General features: G+C 62.9%; 9 protein-coding genes. 6 read left to right on the forward strand and 3 right to left on the reverse strand.

Annotation, left to right across the window (positions count from 1 at the left end; translation table 11 throughout):
- Positions 1 to 28: 28 nt before the first annotated feature.
- The 3 genes from QRN31_RS11045 to QRN31_RS11055 all read right to left on the reverse strand — a co-directional run bounded on the left by QRN31_RS11045 (position 29) and on the right by QRN31_RS11055 (position 5,469).
- Entirely contained in the window at positions 29 to 1,213 is a 1,185-nt protein-coding gene (locus QRN31_RS11045; protein ID WP_285432008.1) for a lipid-transfer protein, read from the reverse strand.
- Between the two features lie 27 nt (positions 1,214 to 1,240).
- A complete protein-coding gene (locus tag QRN31_RS11050) occupies positions 1,241 to 2,401 on the reverse strand; it encodes an acyl-CoA dehydrogenase family protein (RefSeq protein ID WP_285432009.1) in 1,161 nt (386 codons plus the stop codon).
- A 257-nt stretch (positions 2,402 to 2,658) separates the two neighbouring features.
- Positions 2,659 to 5,469, reverse strand: a complete 2,811-nt coding sequence (locus tag QRN31_RS11055) for a winged helix-turn-helix domain-containing protein (RefSeq protein ID WP_285432011.1) — start codon at positions 5,467 to 5,469, stop codon at positions 2,659 to 2,661.
- A gap of 195 nt (positions 5,470 to 5,664) precedes the next feature.
- Here QRN31_RS11055 and QRN31_RS11060 point away from each other — a divergent pair, with 195 nt between their 5' ends.
- The 6 genes from QRN31_RS11060 to QRN31_RS11085 all read left to right on the forward strand — a co-directional run bounded on the left by QRN31_RS11060 (position 5,665) and on the right by QRN31_RS11085 (position 12,620).
- Positions 5,665 to 6,819, forward strand: coding sequence for a CaiB/BaiF CoA transferase family protein (locus QRN31_RS11060; RefSeq protein WP_285432013.1), 1,155 nt, complete (start codon positions 5,665 to 5,667; stop codon positions 6,817 to 6,819).
- A gap of 52 nt (positions 6,820 to 6,871) precedes the next feature.
- The gene (locus QRN31_RS11065) at positions 6,872 to 7,675 is read left to right on the forward strand and encodes an enoyl-CoA hydratase/isomerase family protein (protein WP_285432015.1); all 804 of its coding nucleotides are present in this window, start codon (positions 6,872 to 6,874) and stop codon (positions 7,673 to 7,675) included.
- Positions 7,588 to 9,291 carry an acyl-CoA synthetase gene (locus QRN31_RS11070; protein WP_285432016.1) on the forward strand — a complete coding sequence of 568 codons (1,704 nt, stop codon included), beginning with the start codon at positions 7,588 to 7,590 and terminating at the stop codon, positions 9,289 to 9,291. The genes QRN31_RS11065 and QRN31_RS11070 overlap by 88 nt, the downstream gene beginning before the upstream one ends.
- Positions 9,291 to 9,713: a PaaI family thioesterase gene (locus QRN31_RS11075; protein WP_259158211.1), complete on the forward strand. Its 423-nt coding sequence runs from the start codon at positions 9,291 to 9,293 to the stop codon at positions 9,711 to 9,713. The genes QRN31_RS11070 and QRN31_RS11075 overlap by 1 nt, the downstream gene beginning before the upstream one ends.
- Entirely contained in the window at positions 9,704 to 11,227 is a 1,524-nt protein-coding gene (locus tag QRN31_RS11080) for an acyl-CoA synthetase (protein ID WP_285432017.1), read from the forward strand. The genes QRN31_RS11075 and QRN31_RS11080 overlap by 10 nt, the downstream gene beginning before the upstream one ends.
- Before the next feature lie 253 nt (positions 11,228 to 11,480).
- Entirely contained in the window at positions 11,481 to 12,620 is a 1,140-nt protein-coding gene (locus QRN31_RS11085) for an acyl-CoA dehydrogenase family protein (RefSeq protein ID WP_285432018.1), read from the forward strand.
- Positions 12,621 to 12,626: the final 6 nt, after the last annotated feature.

Genomic DNA, 12,626 nt, shown 5'->3' on the forward strand with positions numbered 1-12,626 from the left:
GCAATGGCTCCTTTGAATACCGGGCGCGTCAGTTTTTCTGGTACACGGTCACCACGCAGGCGCCGCCCAGGCCGAGGTTGTGCTGCACGGCGATGCGCGCGGCCTGCACCTGGCGTTGCTCGGCGGTGCCGCGCAATTGGTGAGTCAGCTCGTAGCATTGAGCCAGGCCGGTAGCGCCCAACGGGTGGCCCTTGGAGAGCAGGCCGCCGGACGGGTTGGTGACCCATTTGCCGCCGTAGGTGTTGTCGCCGTCGTTGACCAGTTGCTCGGCGCCCCCTTCGTTGCACAGGCCCAGGCCTTCGTAGGTCAGCAGTTCGTTCTGCGCGAAACAGTCGTGCAATTCGATTACGTCGATGTCTTTGGGGCCGATGCCAGCCTGGTTGTAGGCGATGTCGGCGGCCATGCGCGTCATGTCGAAACCGACCACACGGATCATGTCCATGGCGTCATAGGTGCTGGGGAGGTCGGTGGTCAGGGATTGGCCGGCAATCAGCACGTCGGTGCGCAGGCCATGTTTTTTCGCGAAGGCTTCGGAGACCACAATTGCAGCAGCGGCTCCGCAGGTCGGCGGGCACGCCATCAGGCGGGTCATCACGCCTTCCCAGAGCATCGGCGCCGCCATGACTTCTTCGCTGCTGACCACGTTGCGGAACACCGCCAGCGGGTTGTTCGCCGCGTGACGACTGGCCTTGGCGCGGATCTTGGCGAAGGTCTCGAGCTGGGTGCCGTATTTCTGCATGTGCGCGTAGCCGGCTCCGCCGAACTGGCGGATCGCGTTAGGCAATTCAGGCATGCCGATCAATTCATCGGCCAGTCGCAGGGCGCGCTCGGTGGCCGGAGCACGGTCGCTCCAGGCGGACTTCAATGCCCCTGGGTTCATTTGTTCAAAGCCAAACGCCAGGGCGCACTCCACGGCGCCGCTTTGCACCGCCTGACGCGCGAGAAACAGGGCGCTTGAACCGGTGGCACAGTTGTTGTTGACGTTGATCAGCGGGATGCCGGTCATGCCCACGCGGTACAGGGCTTTCTGACCGCAAGTCGAGTCGCCGTAGACGTAGCCGGCGTAGGCCTGCTGGATGTCATTGAAGTCCAGGCCCGAGTCGGCCAGGGACTGGCGAATCGCCTGTTCGCCCATGACGTCGTAGGACTCATTGGTCCCCGGTTTCTTGAACTGGATCATGCCGACGCCAGCAACGAATACCTTATGGCTCATTGTGTTTTACCTTTTTGTTTTTGAGGGTCAGAGCTTGCGCGCGATCAATTCGCGCATGACTTCACTGGTGCCGCCGTAGATGCGGTTGACGCGCATATCGACGAAGGCGCGGGCAATCGGGTACTCCATCATGTAGCCGTAGCCGCCGTGCAGCTGGACCATGTCGTCGATGCATTTCCACAGGGTTTCGGTGGTGTAGAGCTTGGCGATCGCCGCTTCTTCCAGGGTCAGGCGCCGGCGCATGTGTTCGCCCAGGTAGTAATCGACCATCACGCGCAGGGCGGTGGCCTGGGCCTTGATGTCGGCGAGCTTGAACTTGGTGTTCTGGAAGTCCCAGACGGTCTGATTGAAGGCTCTGCGGTCCTTCACGTAGTCGACGGTTTGCTCCAGCAGACGTTCGAGTTTGGCGGCGGCGGACACGGCGATGGAAAAGCGCTCCTGCGGCAGCTCGCCCATCAGGTAGGTGAAGCCCAGGCCTTCTTCGCCCAGGCGATTGCCGACTGGCACGCGTACGTTGTCGAAGAACAGCTCGGCGGTGTCTTGTGCGTGCTGGCCGACCTTGTCGAGTTTGCGGCCACGCTTGAAGCCTTCGCGGTTCGCCTCCACGGCAATCAAACTGATGCCCTTGGCGCCGGCCGCCGGGTCGGTCTTGCACACGACGATGACCAGATCGGCGGTCAGGCCGTTGCTGATGAAGGTCTTGCTGCCGTTGATCACGTACTCATCGCCGTCGCGCACGGCGGTGGTGCGCACGGCCTTGAGGTCACTGCCGGTGCCAGGTTCGGTCATGGCAATGGCGAGGATGATCTCGCCGCTGCAGATGCCCGGCAGCCACTTTTGTTTCTGTTCGTCGTTGCCGCAGCGATTGATGTAAGGGGCGATAACGTCGGAGTGCATGCCGAAGTAGGGGCCGCTCACGCCGGATCGGGCGAACTCTTCGTTGAACACCGCGCAATGGCCGAAATCACCGCCGCCACCGCCGTATTCGGTGGGCAGAGTGATGCCGAGCAACCCTTCGCGGCCGGCCTTGAGCCAGGTTTCGCGGTCGACCTGACCGGCTTGATCCCAGGCGGCCTGACGCGGCAGGCATTCGCGCTCGAAAAAACGGCGAACGGTGGTGCGGAACATTTCATGGTCGTCGCGGAAAACGGTTCGGGCGATAGGCACGCAAGACTCCTCAATGATCATAGGCCGGCGGCTTTTCGCCGCTTGCGCAAGGCGCGAGTTGCGCCTTTGAACTGAGGGTTACGATAGGCCGCAAGGCCCGGCCCGAACGCCACCCGAGGTGGGTGGCGGGGAGAAAATCACGGATCAGAAAGCAACACATTCCCCTGTGGGAGCGAGCTTGCTCGCGATGGCGGGGTGACAGGCCAACCGTGATGTCGACTAATGCACCGATATCGCGAGCAAGCTCGCTCCCACAGGGGTTGTGTCTGGCTGAGAGATCAGGGGTGAGTGCTGGAGTCCTGGGATTCCAGATCCCGCACCCGCGCGACTGCTTCGTCGCGGCTGTTGACCCCGAGTTTGCTGTAGATGTGGCTCAGGTGCCATTTAACGGTTTCGGGGGAGAGTCCTAGGGCGCGGGCGATTTTCTTGTTGGGCAGGGCTTGCGCGAGCAAGCGCACAACTTCGATTTCCCGCTCGCTCAACGGCTCCATGCCGGCAGCGAGCGGTTTGCCCGCCGTGGCCGGGACGGGCTTGCCGGTCGGCACGGCGGCCGTGATCTGGGCTTCCTGCAGGCGCTCGACATAGAACGCCAGCACCGGGTCGAGGGTTTCTTTGCTGGCGATGTCCGAGATCAGTTGCAGCGCATCCGGGTGGGCATCAAGCAGGCTGCGCAACAGCCCGAAGCGTTGGCCGCGTCGCAACGCCTCGATGATTTTGTCCCGCACGGCGGACTGATTGCCGCGTTGGGATTCGATCACCGCACTCAGCACCAGCAGGCGCACCGTGCCCAGTTGGCGGCGATGCAGTTCACAGGTTTCGATCAGTTGTTCAATGCGCTTTAACGCGCCGTCCAGGTCGCCCAGGTGAATCTGCCAGCGCGCCCGGGCATTCTCGGTCAGGATGTGAATTTCCTTGAGCGCCGTTTGCCCCGCATCGGGATGGCGCGCATCGATGGCTTCCAGGCGCGCCAGTTTGGCCTGGGCTTGCGTCGGCTCACCGAGAATCAGCAGCCATCGCACCTGCCACGTCAGGCAGTACGCTTGCAGGCGGTCCAGGCCGAGCTTGATCGCGTATTCGTCGAGCCGCTCGATGAACGCCATGGCTTCCTGATGGTTGCCTGCCAGCCATTGCACATTCCACAGCACCTGAAGCACGCGCAGCACCGAATCGGGAATCGAAATCCGCTCCAGAATGTCGATCCAGCCCGACAGCAGTTTGAACGCCGCGTCGACATCATTGGTCTCGTAAAGCACCTCGCCCAGCAACGCCGCAGAGAGGTAAGTCGCGTCGGCACCGGCTTTGCCGCAATGCGCAGCTTCATGCATCACGTCGCGGTAAACCCGTTCCGCCTGCTTCATCTGGCCTTCCAGGGCATGACTCAAGCCAATCATGCAACGACCCTGCAAGCTGCCGGCCGATGTCCCCAGAAAGGGCTCGCCATTGATCAGCAACGCCGGTCGGTCGAGCTGCACCTGTCGCGCCTTTTCGTATTCGCCCCGGTGCATGTAGAGCCAGGACAGGATATTGGCGCAGGAACCGATGGCCACGCTGTTGCTGCCCGGCGGCGGGTTGAGCAACTGCGGCAGGACTGTCATCGCCGCCTCCGTGTCATCGCGTTGCAGCGCCAGGGACGCGCGTAGCAGCGCGATCATGAAGCGGTCATGGACTTCACTGTCCGGCACGTCGTGGAACAACTGATCGAGGCTGTTGGCGCAAGCCGTGAAGTCCCGGGCATAGAGTTGCATCCGCGCCTTGAGAATGCGCAGCTTCACCCGCGCCTGCACCTGCTCGACGGGCAGCAGCCGAACCAGCTCGATCAGCATGCGCAGGTCGCCGTGGGCATACAGCGATTCGGCGTGTTGCTCCACCAGGTCGGCGGCGGCATCCGGATCGCCGGCCATGACCGCGTGGTGCACCGCTTCATCCAGGTGCTGATGGTCACGGAACCAGGCCCATGCCCGAGCATGGACCGAGTGCTGTTCAGCCTGGCTGCGCGAATCGAAATATTTGAGCAACGTTTCGCGCAGCAACGGGTGCAGGCGATACCAGGTTTCACGCCCGGCGCTGTCCACCGGGATCAGGAACAGGTTGTCCCGCTCCAGGCGCGCGAGCAGGGCGTTGGCCTCGCGGACGGCTTCCGGATTGCCGCTGAGGGTCGCGCACAACGACGCGCAAAAACGGTTGCAGACGGCCATGAGCAGCATCAGGTCCAGGTCAGTCGGCGACAGATGCGACAGCACCTCTACCTCGAAAAACCGGGCAAACGCCTGATCGTCCCGTACCTGTATCGGGTCGGAGGCGGCCGCCGGGCGATTCTTTTTGCGGCTGACGGCGAGCAATTGCAGTCCCGCCACCCAGCCATCGGTCAGCTCATGCAGGTGCTTGGCGTCACGGGCGTTGATCTCGCCCAGTTGCGCCTTGAGAAACTGTTCGGATTCAACCGGGGTAAAGCGCAAATCCCGCAGGTTCAATTCCAGTACCAGTTCCTGACTGCGCAATCGCGCCAGCGACAAGGGCACCGTGCTGCGTGACACCAGCGCCAGGTGCAGATTGGCCGGTGCGTAATCGATGAGCCATTGCAGGGCCTGATGAATGCCCACATCGGTCAAATGGTGCAGGTCGTCGAGCACCAGCACCAGTTCCCGGGTGCGACTGGCAATGCTGCGCACCAGCGTAATGATCGTCCGTTCCACCGCCTCGCTGTCGATGCCACGGCCTTCCAGTTGGGTGGCTTCGCGAACCAGGTCCGGGTCGATCTGGCCAAGACTGGCCAGCAGGTAGTCGATAAAGCGCGTCAGTTCATTGTCATCGGCCGACAACGTCAACCAGGCAACATCGAAACCCAACGGCAACAGCGCCTGACGCCAGGCGATCAACGTCGAGGTCTTGCCGCAGCCGGCCGGCCCCTTGAGCACGATGCAGCGCTGGCGGCGCGCCTTGAGCATCTGATCCTGCAAGCGCTCGCGGGAAATCAGGCGTCCGGCACTGCGCGGCGGTATCAGCTTGGTGCTGACAATCGGCGACTGTGACGGATTCAAGACCCGGCTGGCGGGCGTGTCCGAGGCGTTGGACTTGCGGGGTTTGTCCATGGGGCTGTCCGAATCTTTTTGTTATGGGCGTGCATTGAATCCAATCGAGTGTAACGCACAGCTTAAACGTCATGGCCCTGTGTTTGGCAAACGCCACCCGATGCGGGTGGTGGTCGCTGCCATCGGCCTTGTTTTACTGGAAGGACAAGACAGGAGGGCTGACTGGCGCTCCGACAGACCAGTGGAGAGGCATCGATGGGCGTACTGAGCGGCATTCGCGTGGTGGAGTTTGAGGCAATCGGCCCGGCGCCTTTTGGCACGATGCTGCTGGCCGACATGGGCGCCGACGTGGTGCGCATCGACCGTCCGGTCGCCGCGAGTGACCTGGGCCCCAAGTTCGAAGGCAAGCGCAAGGACATTACCGGGCGCAACCGAAGCTCGGTGACCCTTGACCTGAAACAGCCTGAAAGTGTCGCAGCGGCACTGGAGCTGATTGAACGCGCTGACGTGTTGATCGAGGGCTTTCGCCCCGGAACCATGGAACGCCTCGGCCTTGGGCCCGACGTGGCTCTGGCACGCAACCCGCGCCTGGTCTACGCGCGCATGACCGGTTGGGGCCAGACCGGGCCGATGGCTGATCGCGCCGGCCATGACTTGAACTACATCGCCTTGTCGGGCGTGCTGTCCGCCATCGGCCCGGCCGGTGGTCGTCCGGTGCCACCGCTGAATCTGGTGGGCGACTACGGCGGTGGCGGCATGTTGCTGGCGATGGGTGTACTGGCGGCGCTGGTCAACGTGCAGCGCGGCGGGGCCGGGCAAGTGGTCGATGCGGCGATGACCGAAGGTGCGGCGCAATTGGGTTCGGTGATCTGGGGCTTGCTGGCCGGTGGTCACTGGAATGAACAGCGCGGCAGCAACCTGCTCGACGGCGGCGCGCCCTGGTACGACACCTATGAAACCCGCGACGGGCAGCACATGTCGATCGGCCCCATCGAGTCGCGTTTCTACGCGCAAATGCTGGAGATCCTCGGTCTGGCCGACGCTGGCTTGCCCGGCCAACACGATCGGGCAGGCTGGCCAGCGCTGCGCGAAGCATTCAGCGCGGCCTTCCGCACTCGGACCCGCGATCAGTGGGCCGAAGCCTTTGAAGGCAGCGACGCCTGCGTTGCGCCGGTGCTGGGTTTTGCCGAAGCCAGCGAGCACCCCCACAGTCGCGCGCGGGGTAGCTTCATCGAGGTCGACGGCGTCGTACAACCGGTTCCGGCCCCGCGTTTTCTGGGCACGCCTTCAGCGCAACCGCGGCCGGCGCCGCAGCGCGGTGAGCACGGCCACAATGCGCTGCGCGACTGGGGGTTCGACGCGGTAGCCATCGAGCGTCTGCGGGAGTTGGGCCTGGGCCTCAAGGCCTGACAACGGTCCCTCTGAAAACCATTAAAAAAACAGCGCAGCGCAGGAATTAGCCATGGCCATTCAGTTCAAGATCATCGATCACGTGGCACTCATCACGCTCGATGCGCCCAACTCGAACAACGCTCTGACCCTCAACGACCTGATGCACCTGCGCAAGACGCTGGTGGCATGCCAGGACGACGAACAGGTGCGTGTCATCGTGCTCACCGGTGCCGGTGAGCGAGTGTTCTGCTGCGGTGCAATCCACAAGGAATCGTTGCTGCCGGCCTCGGGTTACGTCGGTCGGTCGTGGAAGAGTCGCGAAACCGAAGCCGAGGAGGGGGGCTATACGCGCCTGTTTGACCTCGGCGACCTGGAAATCTGGAAACCGGTCATCGCGGCCATCAATGGTGATTGCCTGGGGGGCGGTCTTGAACTGGCGCTGCAATGTGACCTGCGAATCGCCTCTGCCAGTGCCACCTTCGGCCTGCCCGAAGTTCGGGACGCGACCATTCCGGCGGCGGGCGGCGTGCAATACCTGTTGCGCGCAGTGCCGGCGGCCTATGCCATGAAAATGGCCCTGACGGGTGACCCGATCAGCGCGCAGGAAGCCCTGCGCATCGGTCTGATCATCGACCTGTTGCCACAAGACCGGCTTTTGTCAGCGGCCCTGAACCTGGCCGAACGCATTGCCGCCAATGGCCCGCTCGCGGTGCAGTCCATCAAGCAATTGGCGGTGCAGACCGCACACCTGATGCCTCGGGATTTCGTGATCCAGGCCAATCTCCATTGGGGTTTGCTGCGCGACAGCAAGGACCACGCCGAAGGCCGCGTGGCCATTGCCGAGAAACGCCCGCCCAAATACACCGGTGCCTGACGCACCGCCCAGCCCCGAATCCGTCCCTACCTGACAACAATAATTCGCAGGAGACACACATGTATCTGACCCAAGGGCTGCATCGCATGCTGCAGCAACGACCCCATGCCCTGGCGACGGTGTTTCGCGACCGACGCCGCACCTATGCCGAGCTCACCGACCGAGTGGCGCGCCTGGCGGGTGCCTTGCAGAAACTGGGGATGCAGACCGGCGACCGGGTCGGCCTGCTGGGTTTGAACTCAGACCGTTTCCTTGAATATTACCTCGCCACTTGGTGGGGCGGCGGCGTGGTCAATCCGGTCAATATCCGTTGGAGCGTGCCGGAAATCGTCTATTCGCTGGACGACTGCGACACGCGCATCCTGATGATCGACGACACCTTCCTGCCGATGGCAGAGGGCATTGCCGGCACGGCCAAAGTACGACCGCTGTTGATCCATGTCGGCGATGGCCCGACACCTGACGGCATGCTGTCCTACGAGCAACTGATCCGTGACACCGAGCCGGTCGACGACGCCTTTCGTGGTGGTGACGACCTCGCCACCATCTTGTACACCGGCGGCACCACGGGCCGGCCCAAAGGCGTGATGCAATCGCACATGAACCTGTGGTCGGCGGCCGTGGCCCGCGCAGCCGACGTGCCGGTGCAGGCGGACGCGCTGACCCTGCACATCGCGCCGATGTTCCACCTGGCAGCGCTGTCGCGGGTGATCCTGATCTCGCTGCTCGGTTTGCCAAGCATCTTCGTGCCAGCCTTTGATTCGCTTGATGTGATGCGCACCATCGAGCGTGAGCGGATCACTGACATCCTGATCGTACCGACCATGTTGCAGGCGCTGATCATGCACCCGGACTTCGCCAGACATGACCTCAGCTGCCTGCGCAGCTTGACCTACGGCGCCTCGCCGATTGCCGTGCCGTTGCTGGAACTGGCCCTTAAAGCCTTGCCGAATGTTGAGTTCACCCAAGGCTACGGCATGACCGAAGCCGCGCCGCCGATTTCCGCCAACGGCCCGGAAAACCACAGCGCCGAGGGCATCGCCAATGGACGCTTGCGTTCGGCTGGTCGGCCGGGGCTCGGCGTCACCGTGCGCATCGTCGACGAACACGACAACGAAGTGCCATGCGGAACCGTGGGTGAAGTGATTGTGCGCGGGCCAAACATCATGCTCGGCTATTGGAACAAGCCCGAGGAAACCGCCCAGGCCTTGCGCGGCGGCTGGATGCACACCGGTGACGGCGCGTACATGGACGAGGACGGCTACCTCTACATCGTCGACCGCTTCAAAGACATGATTGTCAGCGGTGGCGAGAACGTTTACTCCGGCGAAGTCGAAAGCGCGATTGCCAGCCACCCGGCGGTCGCTGCCTGCGCGGTGATTGGGATTCCCTGCCAGCGGTGGGGCGAATCGGTGCACGCGGTGATCGTGCTCAAACCCGATACCCAGGTCGCTGGTTCGGACATCATCGAGCACTGCCGCCGACAGATCGCTGGCTACAAAACCCCCAAGAGCGTCGAATTCCGCGTGGCGTTGCCGCTGTCGGGCGCTGGCAAAGTGCTCAAGCGTGACTTGCGCGAACCGTTCTGGGCGGGCAAGGATCGGGGGGTGAGTTGATGGAAGGAGCGATGATTCCCGAGGGGTTCTCAGCACTGCAAAGGCGCTCGGGTTTCCTGCGCAACTGCGGGGCTTTCTATGTCCACGATGAGCAGCCGATCCTGGCGGTGCGCCTGCAATCGCAGCATCTCAACTACGTCGGGATCGCCCATGGCGGGTTTCTCGCCACCGTGGCGGACAGCGCGTTCGGGGTGATATTGCGGCGCCAGTCGGTGTCGCAGTCGGTGGCGATCACGGTCAATCTGAATGTCGATTACATCGGCCCGGTCCACGAAGGCGATTGGCTTGAAGCCCATGTTGAAGTGCTCAAGACCGGCGGCACCTTCATCAACGCCAGCTGCCTGTTGAAGGTCGGCGAGCGTTTGGTGTTGCGGGCCAACGGTGTCTTCACCGTGTGGAAGGGGACGTTGCCATGTACATGACCCAATGCCTGCAACGCACCCTGCAGCAAAACCCCGATCACCTCGCAACCGTCTTCGGTGAGCGCCGCCAGACGTATCGCCAGTTCGGCGAACGCGTCGCGCGCCTGGCGGGTGCCCTGCAGTGCCTCGGTATGGCGGCGGGTGATCGGGTCGGCATGCTTGCGCTCAATTCCGATCGCTACCTGGAATACGTCATGGGCGTGTGGTGGGGCGGCGGGGTGCTCAACCCGGTGAATATTCGCTGGAGCGTGCCGGAGATCGTCTACTCGCTGGATGATTGCAGCACCGGCATCCTGATCGTCGACGAGCATTTTGCCGCGCTGGCCGAGGGTATCCGGGCCACGGCACGTCAGGCGCCGTTGTTTATCTACGCGGGCGAGGGTGACGTGCCGGCGGGCATGCTCGGCTATGAGCATCTGCTCGTCGAATGTGCGCCGGTCGACGACGCCGGGCGCGGCGGTGATGAGCTCGCCTGCATCATGTATACCGGCGGCACGACCGGTTTTCCCAAGGGGGTGATGCAATCGCATTTGAACCTGTGGTCGGCGTGCATGCCGCGCATGGTCGACATGCCGCCGGTGCGTGGCGGGCGCTTGCTGCACGTGGCGCCGTTGTTCCATGTAGCAGGCATGGCACGGGCGTTGATTCAGTTTCTGGCCGGCGAAACCCATGTATTGATGCCAAGCTTCGATGCCGAGGGGGTGCTGAAAATCATCGAGCGCGAGCAGATCACCGAGACGCTGCTGGTGCCGACGATGATCCTCGCACTGCTGGCCCACCCCGACTTTGATCGTTATGACCTGCGCAGCCTCAAGCGCCTGACCTACGGCGCATCGCCCAGTGCCGGCGAGATGGTCGAGCAAGTGCTGGCGCGCCTTCCCGACATCGAACTGTCCCATTCCTATGGCCTGACCGAGGCATGCCCGGTGGTGTCGAGCAATTTGCCGTGGAACCACACGCCCGAGGCGCGCAAAAGCGGTTTGTCACGATCCGTGGGACGCGGTGGCTTGGGCGTGAACGTGAAGATTGTCGACCCCCAAGGCCATGAAGTGCCGCGTGGCGCAGTCGGCGAGATCATCGTGCGCGGGCCGAACATCATGCTCGGCTATTGGAACAAACCCGAAGAAACCGCCAACGCCCTGCGCGATGGCTGGCTCTACACCGGTGACGCGGCCTGGATGGACGAGCAGGGTTACCTGTTTGTCGTCGACCGGTTGAAGGACATGATCGTCAGCGGCGGCGAGAATATTTATTCGGCCGAGGTCGAGAACGTCCTCGCCCGGCACCCGGCGGTGGCGCTGTCGGCAGTGATCGGCATCCCGCATGAAACCTGGGGCGAAGCGGTGCACGCGGTGGTGGTGCTCAAGCCTGGCGCCGAGGTCGATGAAGAACAATTGCGCCGGTATTGCCGCCAATTCATCGCGGGCTACAAGTGCCCCAAAAGCATTGAGTTTCGCGACGCATTGCCGCTCTCGGCCGCGGGCAAAGTCCTCAAGCGCGAACTGCGCCAATAGTCACACCACAAAACCCCTGTAGGAGTGAGCCTGCTCGCGATAGCGGTGTGTCAGTCAACGAATATGTTGAATGTGAAACCGCTATCGCGAGCAGGCTCACTCCCACAGGGGTATTGCATTCCTTCCTTCGATTTCCTTCTGCCAGCCACCCTCGACCGCTACCCGATCCGGGTGGCTTCAATCCCCACCCCCATCAATACATTGGTCCCACGAACCAGGCGCACGCCTGCCTGGCAACCCACTGGAGATCCCGATGCATATCAACCGTACCGTCTACCGTGAAGACCACGAAATGCTGCGCGAAACCGCACGCCGTTTCTTCGAGCGTGAATGCCTGCCCAAGCAGGCGCAGTGGGATGAAGCCGGGCAGGTGGACCGGGAAACCTGGCTCAAGGCCGGTCGCCACAACCTGCTGTGCCTCACCGTGCCCACCGAATACGGCGGCGGTGGCGGGGACTTCGGGCACTCGGCGGTATTGATCGAAGAACTCTATCGCTCGGGCGTTTCAGGCTGGAGCCTGGGTGTGCATTCCGACATTACCGCGCCTTACATCGTGCGTCTGGGCACCGAAGAGCAAAAGCAAAAATGGCTGCCGAAAATCTGCAGGGGCGAAACCGTGCTCGCCGTGGCGATGACCGAGCCGGGCACCGGTTCCGACCTCAAGGCAATCCGCACCACCGCCGTACGCGACGGTGACGAGTGGGTCATCAACGGCAGCAAGACCTTCATCAGCAACGGCCTGACCTGCGACATGGTCGTGGTGGTCTGCAAGACCGACCCGAGCGCTGGCGCCAAGGGTTGCAGCCTGATCATGGTCGAGTGCGACCGTGAAGGGTTCCGTCGCGGGCGCAAGCTGGAAAAGGTCGGCCAGGCCGCCGCCGACACCGCCGAATTGTTCTTCGACAACGTGCGCGTGCCGGTGGGCAACCTGCTCGGTGAAGAAAACAAAGGCTTCATGCACTTGATGGAAGAGCTGCCGCAAGAACGCCTGGTCATCGCCCTGTACAGCGCCGCCAAACTCGAACGTCTGCTGGAGCAGACCGTCGAGTACGTCAAGGACCGCAAGGCCTTTAACCAGACGGTGTGGGACTTCCAGAACACCAAATTCAAGCTCGCCGACATCAAGGCCCAGGCCACTGCCGTGCGCCTGACCATCGACCATTACATCGGCGAACACATGCGTCGGCGCCTCACCGTGCAGGAGTCGGCGATTGCCAAGCTCTTCGCCACCGAGACCTTGTGCAAATGCATCGACGACATGGTCCAGCTGCACGGCGGCTACGGCTACATGCTCGAGTACCCGATTGCCCGCGCCTTCGTCGACATGCGTGTGACGCGCATTTTCGGCGGCACCAGTGAAGTGCTGCGCGAGCTGATCGCGCGCCAGTTGTGAACCTTT

The organism is Pseudomonas sp. fls2-241-R2A-110 (assembly GCF_030209165.1).
In the GTDB taxonomy this organism is placed as follows: Bacteria; Pseudomonadota; Gammaproteobacteria; order Pseudomonadales; family Pseudomonadaceae; genus Aquipseudomonas.

What these genes read in the sequence shown, in the direction of transcription:
- QRN31_RS11080 (WP_285432017.1), top strand. Translation starts at nt 9,704, where the DNA reads ATGTACATGACCCAATGCCTGCAACGCACCCTGCAGCAAAACCCCGAT.
- QRN31_RS11060 (WP_285432013.1), top strand. Translation starts at nt 5,665, where the DNA reads ATGGGCGTACTGAGCGGCATTCGCGTGGTGGAGTTTGAGGCAATCGGC.
- QRN31_RS11050 (WP_285432009.1), bottom strand. Translation starts at nt 2,401, where the DNA reads ATGATCATTGAGGAGTCTTGCGTGCCTATCGCCCGAACCGTTTTCCGC.
- QRN31_RS11085 (WP_285432018.1), top strand. Translation starts at nt 11,481, where the DNA reads ATGCATATCAACCGTACCGTCTACCGTGAAGACCACGAAATGCTGCGC.
- QRN31_RS11045 (WP_285432008.1), bottom strand. Translation starts at nt 1,213, where the DNA reads ATGAGCCATAAGGTATTCGTTGCTGGCGTCGGCATGATCCAGTTCAAG.
- QRN31_RS11075 (WP_259158211.1), top strand. Translation starts at nt 9,291, where the DNA reads ATGGAAGGAGCGATGATTCCCGAGGGGTTCTCAGCACTGCAAAGGCGC.
- QRN31_RS11055 (WP_285432011.1), bottom strand. Translation starts at nt 5,469, where the DNA reads ATGGACAAACCCCGCAAGTCCAACGCCTCGGACACGCCCGCCAGCCGG.
- QRN31_RS11065 (WP_285432015.1), top strand. Translation starts at nt 6,872, where the DNA reads ATGGCCATTCAGTTCAAGATCATCGATCACGTGGCACTCATCACGCTC.